This window comes from Streptomyces sp. NPDC090127, from assembly GCF_044746945.1.
GTDB lineage: Bacteria > Actinomycetota > Actinomycetes > Streptomycetales > Streptomycetaceae > Streptomyces.
The window spans coordinates 335,124-353,060 of the sequence record NZ_JBIVDE010000002.1; the positions used below are offsets into that span (position 1 = coordinate 335,124).

15 protein-coding genes are annotated in these 17,937 nt (G+C 71.6%); 8 read left to right on the forward strand and 7 right to left on the reverse strand.

The window, feature by feature from the left end:
* Positions 1 to 113: 113 nt before the first annotated feature.
* From ACIPPS_RS07250 to ACIPPS_RS07265, 4 genes are all read left to right on the forward strand, one after another.
* Positions 114 to 1,034, forward strand: a complete 921-nt coding sequence (locus ACIPPS_RS07250) for a cyclase family protein (RefSeq protein ID WP_401429502.1) — start codon at positions 114 to 116, stop codon at positions 1,032 to 1,034.
* 130 nt (positions 1,035 to 1,164) lie between these two features.
* Complete coding sequence (locus ACIPPS_RS07255; protein ID WP_401427940.1) at positions 1,165 to 2,769, forward strand: GMC oxidoreductase; 1,605 nt, start codon at positions 1,165 to 1,167, stop codon at positions 2,767 to 2,769.
* A 274-nt stretch (positions 2,770 to 3,043) separates the two neighbouring features.
* On the forward strand, positions 3,044 to 3,883 hold the full coding sequence (locus ACIPPS_RS07260; RefSeq protein ID WP_401427948.1) for an SDR family oxidoreductase: 840 nt from the start codon (positions 3,044 to 3,046) through the stop codon (positions 3,881 to 3,883).
* An 82-nt stretch (positions 3,884 to 3,965) separates the two neighbouring features.
* Positions 3,966 to 5,741, forward strand: a complete 1,776-nt coding sequence (locus ACIPPS_RS07265) for a cation:proton antiporter (RefSeq protein ID WP_401427951.1) — start codon at positions 3,966 to 3,968, stop codon at positions 5,739 to 5,741.
* 22 nt (positions 5,742 to 5,763) lie between these two features.
* Here the strand turns inward: ACIPPS_RS07265 and ACIPPS_RS07270 are convergent, their stop codons facing one another.
* Entirely contained in the window at positions 5,764 to 7,611 is a 1,848-nt protein-coding gene (locus tag ACIPPS_RS07270) for a glycoside hydrolase family 15 protein (RefSeq protein ID WP_401427953.1), read from the reverse strand.
* 211 nt (positions 7,612 to 7,822) lie between these two features.
* Between ACIPPS_RS07270 and ACIPPS_RS07275 the strand changes: the two genes are divergently transcribed.
* The 3 genes from ACIPPS_RS07275 (at position 7,823) to ACIPPS_RS07285 (ending at position 10,055) form a co-directional block, all read left to right on the forward strand.
* Positions 7,823 to 9,121, forward strand: coding sequence for a DUF2254 domain-containing protein (locus tag ACIPPS_RS07275; protein WP_401427956.1), 1,299 nt, complete (start codon positions 7,823 to 7,825; stop codon positions 9,119 to 9,121).
* Positions 9,122 to 9,284: 163 nt separating this feature from the next.
* Entirely contained in the window at positions 9,285 to 9,743 is a 459-nt protein-coding gene (locus tag ACIPPS_RS07280; protein WP_401427958.1) for an SsgA family sporulation/cell division regulator, read from the forward strand.
* A gap of 54 nt (positions 9,744 to 9,797) precedes the next feature.
* The gene (locus ACIPPS_RS07285) at positions 9,798 to 10,055 is read left to right on the forward strand and encodes a WhiB family transcriptional regulator (protein ID WP_401429504.1); all 258 of its coding nucleotides are present in this window, start codon (positions 9,798 to 9,800) and stop codon (positions 10,053 to 10,055) included.
* Positions 10,056 to 10,209: 154 nt separating this feature from the next.
* Here the strand turns inward: ACIPPS_RS07285 and ACIPPS_RS07290 are convergent, their stop codons facing one another.
* From ACIPPS_RS07290 to ACIPPS_RS07300, 3 genes are all read right to left on the reverse strand, one after another.
* The gene (locus tag ACIPPS_RS07290; protein WP_401427961.1) at positions 10,210 to 11,055 is read right to left on the reverse strand and encodes an RNA polymerase sigma factor SigF; all 846 of its coding nucleotides are present in this window, start codon (positions 11,053 to 11,055) and stop codon (positions 10,210 to 10,212) included.
* Positions 11,056 to 11,212: 157 nt separating this feature from the next.
* Entirely contained in the window at positions 11,213 to 11,656 is a 444-nt protein-coding gene (locus tag ACIPPS_RS07295; RefSeq protein ID WP_401427963.1) for an ATP-binding protein, read from the reverse strand.
* Between the two features lie 156 nt (positions 11,657 to 11,812).
* Complete coding sequence (locus tag ACIPPS_RS07300; RefSeq protein WP_401427965.1) at positions 11,813 to 12,988, reverse strand: PP2C family protein-serine/threonine phosphatase; 1,176 nt, start codon at positions 12,986 to 12,988, stop codon at positions 11,813 to 11,815.
* Positions 12,989 to 13,099: 111 nt separating this feature from the next.
* On the opposite strand from ACIPPS_RS07300, the gene ACIPPS_RS07305 reads away from it, so the two are divergent.
* Positions 13,100 to 13,606: a MarR family winged helix-turn-helix transcriptional regulator gene (locus ACIPPS_RS07305; RefSeq protein ID WP_401427967.1), complete on the forward strand. Its 507-nt coding sequence runs from the start codon at positions 13,100 to 13,102 to the stop codon at positions 13,604 to 13,606.
* A 182-nt stretch (positions 13,607 to 13,788) separates the two neighbouring features.
* Here the strand turns inward: ACIPPS_RS07305 and ACIPPS_RS07310 are convergent, their stop codons facing one another.
* The 3 genes from ACIPPS_RS07310 to ACIPPS_RS07320 form a co-directional block, all read right to left on the reverse strand.
* The gene (locus ACIPPS_RS07310) at positions 13,789 to 14,973 is read right to left on the reverse strand and encodes a PP2C family protein-serine/threonine phosphatase (RefSeq protein ID WP_401427969.1); all 1,185 of its coding nucleotides are present in this window, start codon (positions 14,971 to 14,973) and stop codon (positions 13,789 to 13,791) included.
* Between the two features lie 32 nt (positions 14,974 to 15,005).
* A complete protein-coding gene (locus tag ACIPPS_RS07315; protein WP_401427971.1) occupies positions 15,006 to 15,374 on the reverse strand; it encodes an STAS domain-containing protein in 369 nt (122 codons plus the stop codon).
* 71 nt (positions 15,375 to 15,445) lie between these two features.
* On the reverse strand, positions 15,446 to 17,908 hold the full coding sequence (locus ACIPPS_RS07320) for a SpoIIE family protein phosphatase (protein ID WP_401429506.1): 2,463 nt from the start codon (positions 17,906 to 17,908) through the stop codon (positions 15,446 to 15,448).
* Positions 17,909 to 17,937: the final 29 nt, after the last annotated feature.

Sequence of the window (17,937 nt, forward strand, 5' to 3'; positions counted from 1 at the left end):
TTCGGCCGGAGGCTGTTCGGCCGGAGGCTGTTCGGCCGGGGGCTGTTCGGCCGGGGGCCGAGCCCCTGGGGGTACGTATGACACCGTCCTTCGAGCCCTCGGCGGCAGGCGCGATGACCGCGGTCGAATTCCGGGCGCTCTACGGGCGTCTGCGGAGCCGGGCGGCGGCGCGGCCCGCGGTGGAGGGTCGCTGTGGCGCCCTGCGCCACCTGACTCCTGAACGGGTGGCGGCGGCCGCCGCCGAGGTCCGCACCGGACGCACGGTGTCGCTGGCCGCCGAGATCGAGACCGTGCGAGGCCCCGACGATCCCGAGCCGGCCGTGCATCGGATGACCGGGCCGAGCCCGGGCGACCTCCGCTCCGAGGCCCTGTGCTTCGCCACGGACCGATTCGCCATGAACGTGCACGGCGACGCGGACAGCCATCTCGACGCCCTGTGCCATGTGGTGTTCGACGGCGAGCTGTACGGCGGGGTGCCCGCGAGCGCCCTGTCGGCCGAGGGCGCCCGCCGGCTCTCCGTGGACCTGCTGGCGAACGGCGTCGTCGGCCGGGGTGTGCTGCTGGACGTCCCGCGGCTGCGCGGCGTGCCCTGGCTGGAGCCGGGCGACCAGGTGACGTCGGACGACCTTACGGCGGCCGAGGACGCGCAGGGCGTCCACGTCGGTCCGGGAGACCTGCTCCTCGTCCGGACGGGACATCGGCTGCGGCGCGCCGAACTCGGGCCGTGGGACGTGGCCGGGGCACGGGCGGGCCTGCACCCGACCGCCGTCGAGTTCCTGGCCGAGCGCGAGGTCGCGGTCCTCGGCGGAGACGGCAACAACGACACCGCGCCCAGCGCGGTGGAGGGCGTCGCCTTTCCCGTACACGTCCTGGCCATCCACGCCCTGGGCGTTCTCCTCATGGACTACCTGCGGTTCGAGGACCTCGTGCCGGTCTGCGCGCGGGCGGGGCGCTGGAGCTTCCTGTGCGTGGTCGCCCCGCTGCGGCTGCCGGGCGCCACGGGGTCCCCCGTGAACCCGATCGCGCTGCTGTGACCAGCGCCGGCCCACGCCCGTGACGGCCACTGCGGTCGCCGATGACGGAGCGCGCCGATACCTTCGGAGGGGAGGACCGCAGGGCCCGCGCCCAGGCCGGGCGCCAGGTGCCTGACACCAGGTCGGGGCCATGACCTCTAGGACGGTGGTCGCCGTGGGCGACGCGTCTCATCACGACGTCATCATCATCGGCACCGGTGCCGGCGGAGGCACGCTCGCCCATCGCCTCGCCCCGTCGGGCAGACGCGTCCTCCTCGTGGAACGCGGCGGGTACCTGCCGCGCGAGCGAGACAACTGGGACTCGACGGCCGTGTTCGTCAAGGCCAAGTACCGGGCCCCGGAGTTCTGGCTGGACAAGGACGGCACCGAGTTCCCGCCCGAGGTCAACTACTACGTCGGCGGGAACACCAAGTTCTACGGAGCCGCCCTCTTCCGGCTGCGGCCCGAGGACTTCGGCGAGCTCCGGCACCACGGCGGTCTCTCGCCCGCCTGGCCGATCCGCTACGAGGAGCTGGAGCCGTACTACACGCAGGCCGAGCACCTCTACCTGGTGCACGGGCGGCACGGCGAGGATCCCGGCGAGGGCCCGGTGAGCGCGCAGTACGCCCGTCCGCCGGTGGAGCACGAGCCCCGCATCCAGCAGCTGAGCGACGATCTGGTCAGGCGTGGCCTGCACCCGTTCCACCTGCCGATCGGTGTCGATCTCACGCAGGAGAACGGCGGACGGGCCGCCCACTCCAGTGTCTGCATCCGGTGCGACCGGGTCGACGGCTTCCCGTGCGCGGTGCGCGGCAAGTCCGACGCCGAGGTGATCTGCGTCGGGCCGGCTCTGGAGCACCCGAACGTCGAGATGGTCACGCACACCCAGGTGGTCCGCCTGGAGACCGATGCCGGAGGTCGCCGTGTCAGCGCGGTCGTCGGCCGTCTGGCGGACGGTTCCGAGGTGCGGTACACGGCGGACGTGGTGGTCGTCTCCTGCGGGGCGGTCAACTCCGCGGCCCTGCTGCTGGCCTCGGCGAACGAGCACCATCCCCGAGGACTCGCCAACAGCTCGGACGTGGTGGGCCGGTTCTACATGCGGCACAACAACCTCGCCCTGATGGCGATCTCGAAGGAGCCCAACGACACCACCTTCCAGAAGACCCTCGCCCTCCACGACTGGTATCTCGGTGCGGACGACTGGGACTTCCCGCTGGGCGGCATCCAGATGCTGGGCAAGTCGGACGCCGAGCAGATCCATGGCGAGGCCCCCCGGTGGGCCGGCGCGGTGACACCCGACATGCCGTTCGAGGTGCTGGCCCATCACGCCGTCGACTTCTGGCTGTGCGGTGAGGACCTGCCGCTGGCGGGGAACCGGGTCACCCTCGACGGCGACGCGCGGATCCGGCTGGTTCTCGACGAGAAGAACAACGTCGAGGGCCTACGTCGCCTGCGGCACAAACTGCAGGGCATGCTCGGCCACTTGGGCATGCACGAGCACCATCTGCTGTCGCACAGCATCTATCTGCACAAAGGCATGCCGATCGGTGCGACGGCGCACCAGGCGGGCACCGTGCGCTTCGGCACCGATCCCGCCCACTCCGCGCTGGACGTGAACTGCAAGGCCCACGATCTCGACAACCTGTACGTCGTCGACACGAGCTTCTTTCCGAGCATCGGCGCGGTCAACCCCTCATTGACGGCGATCGCCAACGCGCTGCGGGTCGGCGATCACCTGTTGACGCGTCTCGGCTGACCGCGACCGGCCCGGCCGCGGCTCCGGCGCCCGAAGCTCCGGCCGACCGCGACCGGCGCCCGAAGCTCCGGTCGGCCGCGGGTCCGCCGACCGCGGGTCCGCCGACGAAGCTCCGATCGGGCTCTGGCCCATCGGGGCGAAGCTGCTCGGCCCAATGGCCCAACGGCGTCGCACGTAGGGTGCCGTCCGCCCCTCCGGGTGGTTGCGTGACCCTGCCCGGCCGAGCTGCCGCCGGGCGCATCGCAGCCGCGCGCAGCGAGAGGGCAGGGCGCACATGGACTCCACGACGGGAACGCCGCGGGATGTGATCCCGGCGCGTCTGCTGCACGGTCAGAAGGCCCTGGTGACCGGCGCCAACTCGGGCATCGGCAAGGCCACGGCCATCGGTCTGGGCCGGGCCGGCGCCGACGTGGTCGTGAACTACGTGGCGGGGCCCGAGGCCGCCCGGGAGGTGGTCGACGAGATCACCTCGTTCGGTGTGCGCGCGGCGGCGTACCAGGCCGACGTGTCCCAGGAGGACCAGGTCGTCGCCATGACGGACCGGATGGTCGAGGAGTTCGGGACGATCGACATCCTGGTCGCCAACGCGGGACTCCAGCGGGACGCCCGGCTCACGGACATGACCCTCGCCCAGTGGCAGAAGGTCCTCGACGTCAATCTCACCGGTCAGTTCCTGTGCGCGCGGGAGGCGACCAGGGAGTTCCGGCGCCGGGGCGTGGTCCCCGAGGTGTCCCGCGCCGCGGGCAAGATCATCTGCATGAGTTCGGTGCACCAGCTCATCCCCTGGTCGGGGCACGTGAACTACGCCTCCTCCAAGGGCGGGGTGCAGATGATGATGCAGACCCTCGCCCAGGAGCTCGCGCCGGAGAAGATCCGCGTGAACGCGGTCGCCCCGGGGGCGATCAGAACTCCGATCAACCGCTCGGCCTGGGAGACACCGGAAGCGCGGGAGGACCTGCTGACGCTGATCCCGTACGACCGGATCGGTGACCCCGAGGACATCGCGCGCGCCGTGGTCGCGCTCGCCTCCGACCTCATGGACTACGTGGTGGGCACCACGCTGTACGTCGACGGCGGCATGACCCTCTTCCCGGGCTTCGCCACCGGCGGATGAACCCGGTCCGGCCTCTCCCCACCACGATCGGCGCAGGCGCGTATGCCCACCTCGACTCCGAGCTGCGAGGAGAGGCACCGCGGTGACCGACGACGAGATCCTTCTCGGGCTCGCCCTGACGGTGGTGCTCGCCACCGGTTCGCAGATCCTCGCGAACAAGCTGCGTGTCCCCGCCCTGATCATCCTGCTGCCGGTCGGGTTCGCGGTCGGCGCGACGACGGACGTCATCCACCCGGACCGTCTGCTGGGGCCGGACTTCTCGGCCCTGGTGTCGCTGTCCGTCGCGGTCATCCTCTACGACGCCGGTCTGGGACTCGACCTGCGCAAGCTCGCCCACCACACGCGCGGGATCGTGGGCAGGCTGCTCGTGTACGGGGTGCTGCTCACCTTCCTCGTCACCGGAACGGTGGCGCCCGCGATGTTCGACATGCCGCTGCGCGTCGCCGCGATGCTCGGCATGATCCTCGTCGTCTCGGGACCCACGGTCGTGGGCCCGATCCTCGACTTCGTGCGGCCGAGCGACAGGATGCGGCGCATCCTGATCTGGGAAGGGACGCTGACCGACCCGATCGGCGCGATCCTCGGCGCCCTCACCTTCCACGCGGTCGCCTCGTCGCACCAGGTCGACATCGGCCGGGGTTACCAGCTGGGCCAGTTCGCCCTCAGCCTCGCCCTCGGGCTGGCGGGCGGGGTCGTGGCGACGGCGCTGCTGTGGTTCACCCTGCGCACCCTGCGGCTCGGCGAGACCCTGGGAACGCTTGCACAGCTCGCCATCGTGATCGGCGTGTCGGCGGGCTGCGACGTCGTGCGGGACGACACCGGCCTCATCGCCGCCATCGTGGCCGGCCTTGCCGTCTCCCACATCCGCGGCTTCGACATGCCCGCGCGCCGGCCGTTCCTGGAGACTCTGGTCCACCTGATCATCGGGCTGCTGTTCATCTCCATCTCCTCCACCGTCACCCCGGCGTCCCTGGTGCCGGTGCTCCTCCCCGCCCTCGGACTGATCGCGATCCTCGTCCTGGTGGTCAGACCGGTCGTGGCCTTCGGCGCGGCGGCGCGCACGGATCTCTCCCGCGGTGAGCGCGCCTTCGTCGGCTGGATGGCCCCGCGCGGCATCGTCGCGGCGGCGACGGCGTCGGCCTTCTCCTCCGGCCTGGTGGAACGGGGCGTGCCCGGGGCGGCGAAGATCCTGCCCGTCACCTTCCTCGTGATCGTGGCAACCGTTCTGCTGTACGCGCTGACGGCGGCGCCCGTGGCCCGACGGCTGGGGGTCGTCAGGACGGAGGGCACGCGCGTCCTCCTGGTGGGCGGCGAGCCGTGGGTGGTCGACCTGGGCAGGGCCCTGCGCTCCGCCGGCCTCGACGTCCTGATGTGGGCGGGACTCGACGAGGAACGGGAGCGGATCAAGGGCGCGGGCCTCGCTCTGGCCAAGGGTGACCTGCTGGCCACCGCCATCAACCCCGGGGCCCGGCTGGAGGGTGTCACGGCCGTCTTCCTGGCGACCGACGACGACGACTTCAACGCGCTCGGCTCGATCGTGATGCAGGACAACGTCGAAGGCCCCGTCTACCGGGTGGGGCCGCCGCACGACGGCCACGGCGTGGTCGCCCCGTACACCGGCGGCGACATCCTCTTCGGCCGCTCCCTGGTCCGGCACGCCCTCGCCGAGCGCTACGAGCGGGGCTCCCGGTTCCTGGTGCAGCCGGCCGCCGTCCCGGTGCCGCCGGAGGCCGACACGCTCTTCGTGGTACGGGCCGACCACCGGCTGGACCCGGTCACGGAGCGGCGGGAGGCCGTCCCGCGGGAGGGGGACACCGTCGTCCTGCTCGGGGCCCCCTCCCCCACCGCACCGCGCTGAGAGGCGGGCGGGGCGCCGCGTCCTACCGTCTGGTCCGCCGCGGGTCCCGGAGCATCGAGTCCAGGGTGATCGCGGCGTCGATCAGGGCCAGATGGGTGAAGGCCTGCGGGAAGTTGCCCAACTGGCGCCCGGTCAGGTCGATCTCCTCGGAGTACAGGCCCAGGTGGTTGGCGTACGTGAGCATCTTCTCCAGGACCAGGCGGGCCAGGTCGGTGCGGCCGGCCCGGGCCAGGGCGTCGACGTACATGAACGTGCACAGGGAGAACGTCCCCTCCGAACCGCGCAGCCCGTCGGGAGAGGCCTCGGGGTTGTAGCGGTAGACGAGGCTGTCGCTGACCAGCTCGCGTTCCATCGCGTCCAGGGTGGACTTCCACATCGGATCGTCCGGGGTGATGAAACCGACCGTCGGCATGCGCAGCAGCGCCGAGTCGAGCACATCGTCACCGTAGTGCTGCACGAAGGCCCGCTTCCCGGGGTCCCACCCCCGGTCGAGCACCTGTGTGTAGATCGCGTCCCGCGCGTCCACCCAGCGTCCGCCGGCCGCGGGACGGCCGTCGTCGTAGGCGATGCGCAGGGCCCGGTCGAAGGCCACCCAGGACATCACCCGCCCGTAGGTGAAGTCCTTACGGCCTCCTCGGGTCTCCCAGAGCCCTTCTCCGGGCTGGTCCCAGTGGTCGACCAGCCAGTCGAGCAGCGTGTGCAGTGCCTTCCAGCCTCCGGTGTCGAGGTGCATGCCGTGCTCGTGGGCGAAGTAGATGCTGTCGAGGGCCTCGCCGTAGATGTCCAGCTGGAGCTGGTTCGCCGCTCCGTTGCCGATCCGGACCGGGGCGGAGCCGCGGTAGCCCTCCCAGTGGTCCAGCGTCTCCTCGACCAGGTCGGCGGAGCCGTCGACCCGGTACATGATGTTCAGCGGTCCGGAGCCGTTCCCCTCGCCCGCCTTCTGCTTCACCCGGTTGTGCAGCCAGTTGATGAAGGCGGACGCCTCCTCGGTGAATCCCAGCCCCAGCAGGGCGTACACCGAGAACGAGGCGTCACGGATCCAGGTGAACCGGTAGTCCCAGTTGCGCTCACCGCCCAGTTGCTCGGGGAGCCCCGTGGTGGGCGCGGCGACGAGGGCGCCGGTCGGGGCGTAGGTCATGAGCTTCAGCGTCACCGCCGAACGTTCCACCGCCTCGCGCCAGCGGCCGGAGTAGGTGGACTGCCCCAGCCAGGAACGCCAGAACCGGACCGTCTGGTCGAAGAGCCCCTGGAACTCCTCCAGGCCGATCACGCGCGGAGGCCCGTCGGGGGCGGACTCCATGACCATGCCGCGCTGCTCCCCCGCGCGCAGGGTCAGGGAGAAGCGGTAGTCGCCGTCGCCCGACTGGACGCTCAGCAGCCGCTCGTCCCGCGGCGCGCGGACGGCGTGGACGGCGAGGTCCATGTCCCGCGAGGTGAAGAGGGCGCCGTTCTCCGTGATGTGCAGGTCGTGCGGCGTGCGGCCGTAGTCGAAGCGCGGGGCGATCTCCCCTTCGAACGTCATGGTGCCGCGTACGCAGCGGAGCGTACGGACGAGCCGGTGCCGGTCCGTCGCGGTGGCCCCGGTCACCGGCATGAAGTCGACGACCTCCCCGGCCCCCGCCTCGGTCATGAAGCGCGTCACCAGGGCGGCCGTGTCCGGGAAGTAGAGCTGCTTGGTGGTGTACGTCTCGGCGGCCGGCCGCACGGTGAAATGGCCGCCCTTGCGCCGGTCGAGCAGGGCGCCGAAGACACTGGGGGAATCGAACCGTGGACAGCAGAACCAGTCGATCGTCGCGTCGGTCGTCACGAGCGCCGCGGTCTGCAGGTCACCGATCAGGCCGTGGTCCTCGATCAGGGGATAGTCGTCCATCGTCGACCCCTTTCAGCCCCGGCCGACCGCATCCGGGGCACCGTCACGCCAGGACGAGGGACCGGGCGTCACCCCGATCAGCTTAGGCCGAGGGGATCGCTTCCGTCCTGACGAGCGAACGGCACGCGGTGAGGGGGGTGCTCCCGCTGCGGGGGCCGGGGAACCGCCCTACCGTGAGGTGACGGTGGTCCCGTCGGTGAAGGGGCGGTGCATGGGTGGCATGACGTCCTGGGGGGCCCGCTTCAGGCTGCGGCAGTACGTCAAGGCCAGCCTGTGGATCGTGCCGATGCTCGGGCTCGTCCTCGGCGCGCTGCTCGCCGAGGCCGCCCTCGCCGTCGACAGCGCGGACTGGCCGCCGAGCGGCTGGCACTACTCCGCGACGACGGCGAGCGGCGTGCTCACCGCGATCGTGGGCGCGATGGTGGCGCTGCTCGGGTTCGTCGTCACCATCGGGGTGCTGGTGGTGCAGCAGGCGACGGGCACGCTCTCCCCCCGGTACATGCGCCTCTGGTACCGGGACCGGCTGCAGAAGGCGGTCCTGGCGACCTTCACGGGGACGTTCGCGTTCGCCTTCTCGCTGTTGCGGAGCGTCGAGTCCGCGTCGGTCCCGGACCTCGGGGTCACCCTGGCCGGTGCCGCGGTGGCGGTCAGTCTGGTGCTCCTGCTCATCTATCTCAACCGGTTCACCCACAGCCTCCGCCCGGTGGCCATCGCGGAGTTGGTCACGCGCCTGGGAGAGGCCGTCCTCACCGCCGGCGCGGCGGCGATCCGGGGCGCCGCGCCCCGCGCGGACGGAACCGGAGCCGTGCCGTCCGGCGGACCGGTGACGCCCGTCCGTACCGTACGGGGAGGGGCCGTCCAGGCCTTCGACGCGCCCGGCCTGGTCGCGGAGGCGGCCCGCCACGACTGCGTGTTCGTCGCGACGCGGCTGATCGGGGACTTCGTGCCGCCCGGCACCGTGCTGGTCCAGGTCCACGGGGGCAGGTCCGCGCCGGATCCGGCGCGGGTGACTGACCGCATCGCCCTGGGGCCCGAGCGCACGATCGAGCAGGATCCCGCCTTCGCGCTGCGGATCCTGGTCGACATCGCCATCCGAGCGCTGTCCCCCGCGGTGAACGACCCGACGACCGCCGTGCAGGTGATCAACTACATCGAGTGGTTCCTCCACACGGTCGGCAGGTCGCCCCTCCCCGGCCGCTACGTCCTGGCCGACGCCCAGGGAGATCCCCGGCTCGTGCTCCCGGGACGCACCTGGGACGACTACCTCCAGCTCGCGGTCTGCGAGATCCGCGACTACGGAGGCTCGTCCACACAGATCTGCCGCAGGCTCCGCGCCATGCTCGACGGCCTCCTCGAAGCCCTGCCACCGCAGCACCACCCCTCGGTGCACACCCAGTTGGACCTGCTGCACGCGTCGGTGGAGCGCGCGTTCACCGACCCGGCCCGCCGATCCCTGGCCCACCAACCCGACCTCCAGGGCATCGGCGGCCACCCCCCACCCACCCCCTGACCCCGAAACGCCTGGCTCCTGCCCGAGGTTTTTCGGCCATCGGCGAGTTTTCTCGCCCCTCTCGGCGTGAGCGTGCGTGAAATCCGTGTCGGCGGTTACGAGGGGGAGAACCGGCGTTTGCTGCTCAGCCAGCGGCGCGATGCCTCCGACGGATTGGGCGACGATGTCCGAATCGAACCGGCACGAGACCGCGCAGCAGCGGCCCCCTGCACCCGCGGTGCGGTCCTGGCACACCACCGCCCAACAGGTGCAGGGCGGGATCGACCTGCCCGTGGACGCCACCTTCGACTACGACCCCGACGACCCGTGGGCCGTGCGCGTCACCTTTCGCGCGCCGCTGGGCCGGGTCGTCGTCTGGACCCTCTCGCGGGAGCTGCTGCGCTCCGGGGCCCGGGTCCTGAGCGGCGCGGGCGACGTGCGGCTGTGGCCGCTGCGGGGTGGCGGGAGGGAAGGCCGCGTCCGCATGCGGCTGGGTCCGGCCGGGGCGTTCGCCGTGGTCGACGTCGACCGCGAGCGCCTGCGGACCTGGCTGGCTGAGACGTACGTCGCCGTGCCCGACGGAAGCGAGGCCGCGCGGATCGACTGGGCGGCCGAGACCCCTCACCTGTTCGGGCAGCCGTAGCACACGCTCCGCGAACACGGACAGACAACTCTGATTGGACAGGAGGAACTGATGGTGGAGAGCTGGCGAGCACGCGCAGCCTGCCAGGACGTCGACCCCGACCTCTTCTTCCCGGTGGGGACCGGCGCACCGGCGCTGATCCAGGCCGAGGAGGCCAAGGAGGTCTGCATGGGCTGCCCCGTCCGCGAGGAATGCCTGCGCTGGGCCATGGACGACTCCCGCCAGGTGACGGGCGTCTGGGGTGGCCTGCGTGAGGACGAGCGGCAGTCGCTGAAGCGGCGGTCGCGCCGCAAGGCGAGCAAGTCGGAGTGAGGCTCCGTCACGGCGGACCGGCGCGTCTCCTGACGGGCCGGCCGGGCCGCCCGGACCACCCGCGAGACGACCTGCGAGAGAAGCCGACAGCACGGAACGGCCGCACCCGAAGGGGGTTGGTGCGGCCGTTCCGCTGGTCTGGGGCTCTGCCCGACTACGCCTGGTCGAGCATGCCCTTGCGCAGGCGTTCCAGGTTCCGGGAGAGCAGACGCGAGACGTGCATCTGGGAGATGCCGAGCTCCTTGCCGATCTCCGACTGCGTCCGCTCCTCCACGAAGCGCAGATGGAGGATCGTGCGGCTGCGGTCGTCGAGCTCGACGAGCAGCGGGGCGAGCGTATGGAAGTTCTCGAACAGTTCGAGCGCCGGGTCCTCGACCCCGATGAAGTCGGCGAGAGCCGCGTCGCTGTCCTCGCCGTCCGAACCCACGGCGGCGTCGAGCGACGTGGAGTTGTATCCGTTGGCCGCTATCCGCGCCTCGATGACCTCGTCCTCCGAGAGGTTCATCAGGGTCGCCAGCTCCGCGACGCTCGGCGCGCGCCCGAGCCGGGTGCTCAGCTCCTCGGTCGCCTTGGCCAGCTCGACCCTGGCCTCCTGCAGCCGGCGGGGTACGTGGACCGCCCAGGAGGTGTCACGGAAGAAGCGCTTGATCTCGCCGACGATGTAGGGGACGGCGAAGCTGGTGAACTCCACCTCCCGGGAGAGGTCGAACCGGTCGATCGCCTTGATCAGACCGATGGTCCCGACCTGGACGATGTCCTCCATCTCGTCGCCGCGGGCCCGGAACCGGCCGGCCGCGTAGCGCACGAGGGACATGTTCATCTCGATCAGGGTGTTGCGTGCGTACTGGTACTCGTGGGTGCCCTCCTCCAGTACCGCCAGCTTGTCGAAGAAGACCTTCGACAGCTGACGCGCGTCCTTCGGAGCGACCTTGCGGGGAGACTCGATGACGGGAAGGTCCTCCCTCCCCGTCTCGACACCGGTCCTCGTATCCGTCGTCACCGCAGTCGGCACTCTGATGACCTTCTCTCGTCGTCGGCTGCTGTTACCCCCGTGCGGGGCTCGCTTACCCCGACTTTCGCGAGGCATGTCAGAAAGTTCTCGGGGAAATATCTCGGCCGACGACTCCGGCCGGCTCCGTCCGCCCGGCGGGGTCAGCTCACGCCAGGGACAGCCGGGCCCGGACGCGCTTGCCCGACCGCCTCGGCTCCACGCTGACGCTCTCGCAGACCGCCATGACGATCTCGACCCCGTGCTGTCCGATGCGCTGGGGGTCGTGCGGCCGCGGCACCGGCGAGGCGTCGAGCCGGTCGAAGACCGAGATGTCGACCGCGTCCTCGAACAGTTCGAGCAGCACGCGGCAGGGCCCCGGGGCGTGCCGCACCGCATTGGTCACCAGTTCGCTGACCACCAGCCGCGCCAGATCGATGCGCTCCTGGGACACCGGCGCGCCTCCCGCCGCCGGTGCGGCGGTCAGGAAGTCGGCGGTGAAGTCCCGAGCGGACGCGATCACGCTGTCCCCCGCGTCCGCGCTGTCGTAGGCCACGCTCGCGGACAGCGAGGGCCGACGCACCGCGCTCCTCCTGGCGATCACCTCGCCCATCGTTCTTCCTCCCTCGCGTGACGGCCGCACTCCACGCCCTGTTCATCGCGTATCCCCTGTACGGCCTTCTCATACCGTCCGCAGCCGAGAAATCTGATCGCCGGGCCCCGAAAGTGAGGGACGCGACAGGGTCGAGGACGGTTGCGCACAGGTGTACTACCCCTCCTCGTGCGCCCCATCCGTCCGGTCGGCCGTTCGGTCTCCGTGCCAGTCCAGGCAGAGGACCAGGAGACCCTCGGGTGTGGGGCCTCCCTGGGACCGTAGCGCGCGCACGACCTCCCGGGGCAGGTTCGCGGCACTCAGATGACGCGTCGACTCGATCACCCGGTGCATCGTACGATCCGGCGCCCGGCCCTGTCCCCCCTCGGTCGGCTCGAAGCGGTCACAGGCGAGGAAGACCAACCGGTCGCCGGGGAGGATCCGCAGTCGCTGGGCCACGTAGACCGTGTCCTCGAACATGCCGAGCGGAAGCTGACGCTCCAGATCGAACCGTTCGACGACGGCGCCGCGGCTGCGCCAGACGGTGGGCGAGCCCGCGTCGACCACCTGCACCTCGCCGCTGTGCCGGGCGAGGCTCATCAGGAGGGCGGAGAGCGGCCGCTCGCCTCCGTACTGGCCGTAGAGCGCCTGGTCCGTCAGGCTCGCCTGGCCGACGACGTCGAGTCCGGCCCTGCGGGCGTTGCGGATGGCGTTCAGGGCGAGGTTGCTCACGAGGACGTCCTCGGCCCCGGGGCCCGTGCCGTCGGCGACGACCAGGGTGAGACCGTGCCCCGTCACCGACCAGTCGAGGACGTGACCGGCGGAGGTGTACGCCGGCTCCCAGTGGGCGTGCAGATCGAACTCCTCGCTCACGCAGGCACGCCCGGGCAGCAGGTCCCACTGCATCTCGCCGGGGACGCTGAGGGCGCGCGCCCGGCGCGTCCGCCGGTAGACGTCCGTGTGCCGGTCGGCGACGCGCAGCGCGTGTCCGAGCATCTCCGCGAGGTCCGCGAGCTCCGACGTCGTCCCCGGCGCGAGACGCTCGGCGGGGAGGACGACCACAAGAACGCCACAGCGATCGCCGCGAACCGACACAGGAAGGAACGCGGTCGCCGTGGGGCCGTCTTCCCCGGAAAGATATGGTTGCTGTGTGGCGAAGGCGCGACCCGCCGGCCCTGATTCCATGGGCTGGGGCTCGACCGGACCCTGTACGGGCTCGACCGGGCGCAGCTCCGTCTGCCCGTAGTCGACGAGCAGGAGGTCGGCGGAGACAGCGCCGAACTGCTGCACGAGATCGATACGGAGGGGGTCCAGGAGGCGGTGTGCCGGCGCTTCACGCAGAGCGCGTCCCACCGGCGAGCGTCGATCCACCGAATCCGTACCGCCTTCTGGAGAGATGTAGATGACCGGCGCGTCGCGAGACCGACGCCCGCGGCCCCGGACGCCTGAGGAGTGTCAGTAGCCATGGACACGGACCCCGACCCCTCTGAGCGGGAGCCGCGAGAGACGACGGAGGCAGCGAGGGAGCTCATCGAGCTCCTGGAGGTGATGTGGGAGCGCGGCCGGGACATGGTGTCCTCCACGCCCGTGTCGGCCTCTCAGCTCCGCGTGCTGTACAGCCTCGATCGGGAGGAGGGCATCAACCTCCGCGCCCTGGGCGAGACGCTCGGCTCCGCACCGCCGTCGGTGAGCCGGATGTGCGACCGGCTGGAAGCCCTGGGCTTCGTGCAGCGGCTGCCCAGCCCGGTGAGCCGTCGCCAGCTCGAACTGCACCTGACCGTCCGGGGCAAGGCGTACCTGCGGGACCTTCGGGCCCAGCGCGAGAGGGCCCTGCTGGCCGTCATCGACGCCATGACCCCGACGACCCGCAAGGCACTGCTGCGTGGGCTGACGGGATTCCACGACGCGTTGGACAAGGCGAATCCCTCGCCACGCCGCAGTCCGCCGTTGGGGAACGCCCGGTCCGCCTGACCTCCGCGCACCGTGATCGCCGCCCGGTCACACACCCCTTGCCCCACTTGCCACCCTCTGATCGCCGCCAACGCGCTCACCCCCGAGCACGAGCCAGGCGTGTTGCCCCAAGGATACAGTTGCCGTGCGGCAACTGTTGACACCTGGTCAGGCTGACCTGCTCCGGTGGGAGAACGGGGCCGTCAGGGGTGAGCGTTCTCCGACGGCTGCTCCCGTCCCCGCCAGTCGAGGCACACGACGAGCGCGTCGTCCTCCAGGGGCGTGTCCCCGTGGTACTCCGCGAGCCGGCGCAGGACCGCGCCGGGGACCTGGGCGGGGGGCAACAGCCTCGTCGAGGTGAGCGCCCGGGCGAGCGCCTTGTCGCCGTAGCTCTCCCCCTCGGGCGACGACGCGTCGTACACCCCGTCGCTGCCGAAGAGCAGCCGATCGCCCGGGCGGACCGTGAAGTGCTCCGTCGCGTACACCGTGTCCTCGAACATCCCCAGGGGCAGCTGGGCGTCGAAGGCGACCGGCTCGACCGTGCGGTCGCGCAGCCGCCACAGGCGCGGCGAACCGGCGTCCACGGCTTCGACCTCACCCGTGGTGAAGTCGAAGCGCAACAGGAGGACGGAGACATGGGCGCTGCCGCGGTACTGCGCGTAGACGGCCTGGTCCGCCAGCGTCGCCTGGTCCGCGAGGCCGAGGCCCGCCCGGCGGGCGTTGCGGAGCGCGTTGATGGCGAGATTGGTCAGCAGGGCGGCCTCGATGCCCTCCCCCATGCCGTTGGTGACCGTCAGGGTCAGATGGTCGTCCGAGGCGGACCAGTCGTAGTTGTCCCCGAAGATCGCGTACGCGGGCTCCAGGTGCGCGCCGAGCGAGAACTCGGGGCGGGAGCAGGAACGCCCCGGCAGCAGCTGCCACTGCATCTCGGCCGCCAGCGTCAGCCGGGCGGCCCGCCGGGCGAGGACGTACAGATCGGTGTCGCGCTCGGCGACCAGGATCTCGTGGCCGAGCGCCTCGCAGAGGTGGAGCAGATCCGGCAGCAGCGGCGGGAGGTCCTGCTCCGCCGGCATCGTCACCGTCAGGACGCCCAGGCGGTCCCCTCGGACCGTGACCGGCAGATGCGCCTCGACCGAGTCGGCCGTCCGGGTGATGTACGGCTCCTGGGAGCCGAACACCCGCCCCTGCGGACTGCTGTGGATCGACAGCGGCTGGACGGCGTCCGCACTGCTCCCCACCAGTTGGAGGGAGCGCAGGCCGTAATCGGCCAGCCTGAGTTCGGCCCGCCGAGCGCCGTAGTACGTGCGCAGCGCCTCGTCCACGACGCTCAGCAGCATGTGCGGGTCGGCCCTGCGCAGCGCCTGCTCGACAACGGCGATCTCGTCCACGTGCCCCTGCTTCTCTTCCGTCCGGCCGGGTGCTATCCGGCCTGGCCGGCGGCGGTCAGCGCCTCCGCCACATCCGCGTGCAGCGGCGTCGTCATGGTCAGACCGGTGATCTCCAGGATGCGTCGTACGGCCGGGGTCGGCGCTACGAGATGGAGGTCACCCCGGGCCTCGCGGGCGTCCCGCGCCGCCCTGATCAGGACGTTCAGGCCGGAGGAGTCCATGAACGACAGGCTGGACAGGTCCAGGACGAGGTGGCGGCGGCCGTGCAGGAACTGGTTGGCCAGGTGGTGGTGGAGCAGGGTGGCGGTCTCCATGTCGAGCTCGCCGCCCACGGACAGCACCGCCGTGGCGTCGTCGCGGATCTCCACCTCGACGTCCAGGTTCGGCAGGGACTGGGACATGCTGATCCTCATTTCGCGGTCGTGTTCGGGGTCGGGAAGGGTGTTCCGGAATTCCGGGAGGGGCGGCCTGGTCAGCCGACCCGTACGCCGATCAGACAGGTGTCGTCGTCGGTGTCGGACTTGCTCTGCGTCAGCAGGGTGTCGAGGCGGCCTTCGAGGGTCGCGGCCGGGACCTGGGCCGTGGTGAGGAACTGGGCCAGCGAGTCGTGCACGGCGGTGTCCCGGCGCTCCACCAGGCCGTCGGTGTACATGAGCACGGTGTCCTGCGCTTCGAGCTGGACCTCCGACTCCTCGTACTCGGCCTCGGAGAGCGCGCCGAGCAACAGCCCGCCCAGCATCGGCAGCGTGGTGGCCTTCGGGCCGCGCACGAGGACGGGGGGCAGGTGTCCGGCCCGGGCCCAGCGCAGGGTGCGGTTCTCGGGGTCGAAGATGCCGCAGACGGCGGTGGCCGTCACACGCTCGGTGAGGTGGTACGCCACGATGTTCAGCCAGGAGAGCAGTTGCGCGGGGCCGGCTCCGGTGATGGCGAGTCCGCGCATCGCGTTGCGCAGGACGACCATTCCGGTGGCGGCCTCGATGCCGTGGCCCGCCACGTCCCCGACGCACAGCAGTATCTTCTTGGACGGCAGCACCACGGCGTCGTACCAGTCTCCGCCGACCAGGGACTCCGTCTCCGCCGGACGGTAGCGCACCGCGATCTGAAGCCCCGGCGCGTCGAGCGGCCCGTTGGTGGGGGGCATGATCGCGTGCTGCAGCTGGAGCGTCAGCCGGTTGCGCTCCGCCGACTCCTGTTCGGTGAAGGCCAGTTGGTCGCGGGTCGCCGCCAGGGCGACCTCCGTCCAGTGCTGCGAGGAGATGTCCTGGTACGCCCCCCGGACGGCCAGGAGCCGGCCGTCGGCCGCGAGGACGGGTTCGGCGATCACCCGCATGTGCCGGGCCACGCCGTTCGGGCGCATCAGCCGGAAGGCGGTCGAGGTGGCCCGCCGGTGGCCCAGCACGGCCTGGAGGAAACGGCCGATGGCGACGGCGTCGTCCGGGTGTGCGTGGGCGGCCAGGTCCCGCAGGGAGACCGGGGCGTCGGCGGGCTCCCTGCCGTACAGGTCGAAGAGCTGGCCGTTCCAGGTGATCTCACCCGTCAGGACGTTCTCCTCGAAGCCGCCGATGCGGCCGAGGCGCTGGGCGTGCTGCAGCAGGTTCGCGAGCCGGGCCGCCTCGTCCTCGATGCGCCAGATGAGCAGGACTCCGCCGCCGTGCCGGCTGATGCTGAGGTCGGCGGTGGACGCCAGCGCCACCTGGTCCACGAGCGCGGTCAGCGGCGCGCGGTGGGCGCGGAAGGGTTCGCCGGTGGCGTAGACCCGCTCGATCCGGTCGAAGAGCTCCCCCTCGGCGGCGGCCGTGGGGTACGCCTCCAGGAGCAGGGCGCCGTCGACGGCGCTGCGGGGGCGCCCCGCCGGGTCCTGGAAGTGGTCGTTGGCGTGCCGGATACGGAAGTCGTGGAGCCGGCCGTCCCCGTCGAGGCACGGGGTGAGGACGAGCGCGGGGTCGTAGAGCCCGTCGGAGAGGTCCACGAGCTCGGTGACGCCCGGCGGCTCCCGCAGCTGCGTGGGGTCGGCGCCAGGGTGGTCGATGGTGTGCGCGCACAGCTCCGCCAGGGCCTCGATCTGACGCTCCACCGCCTGGGGCTGCGGCTCCAGCGGCTGGGACCAGCAGATCTCCAGGACGCCGTGGATACGCCCACCGGTACCCGCGGGCACCGCCACGCGGCCGCCGTCGGGATTCCGGGTGTGCCCGATGGTGGGAATACCGGTGGCGCCCAGCGAGGAGAACCACACGGTGCGCCGCTCGGTGAGGGCCTGCCGCGCGACGGTGGACACCCCCGGCGGTACGTAGCGCCAGCGGACGGGCTCGTCGGTGCCGAAGCCCGCGTGGCCGCGCAGGGTGAGCGAGGCGTCGGATCCGGCGGTCCAGACGGCGACGCCCGTGGCTCCCAGCGGCGCGAGGGCGTGTTCCAGGAGGGACTCGGCCACCGCCTGGGTGTCGCCCGCGTTCAGCGCGCCGCTCTCGGCCGTGCGCAACCGCACCCCGACGGACGGCTCGTCCTCGTGGTCCCCCGCCGACTCGTCCACGGCTCGCCGGACGAAGTCCTCGGTCACCTCGGCGACCTGGTCGTGGGCGGCCTGGTTGATGATGTCGGCGGCCAGCTCCAGCGGCGAGAGCCCGGTCTGCGCGCCCAGTTCGGCGAGCTGGCGGGCCGCCTGCACCGGGCCGCACCTCAACCGCTCGACCATGATGCCCTTGGCGAGTTCGATGAGGGCGCGTCCGTCGGCCGCGGCGTGTGCCGCCCGTACCTCCCCGCGGAGACGTTCCACCATCGCGGCCAGCCGGCCGACGGTCGAGTGGTCCCCGGCGCCGGACTCGACGGCCGGGTCCTCGTGCCGGAGGTACTCACCGGGCAGGTCATCGAAGGGGACGGTGGTGCCGGTGGCGACGGCGTACGCGCCGTCGCCCGCGGCGTTCCTGGGCGCCGGGACCATGTCCGCCCCGGCGGCGGGACGGAACGTCC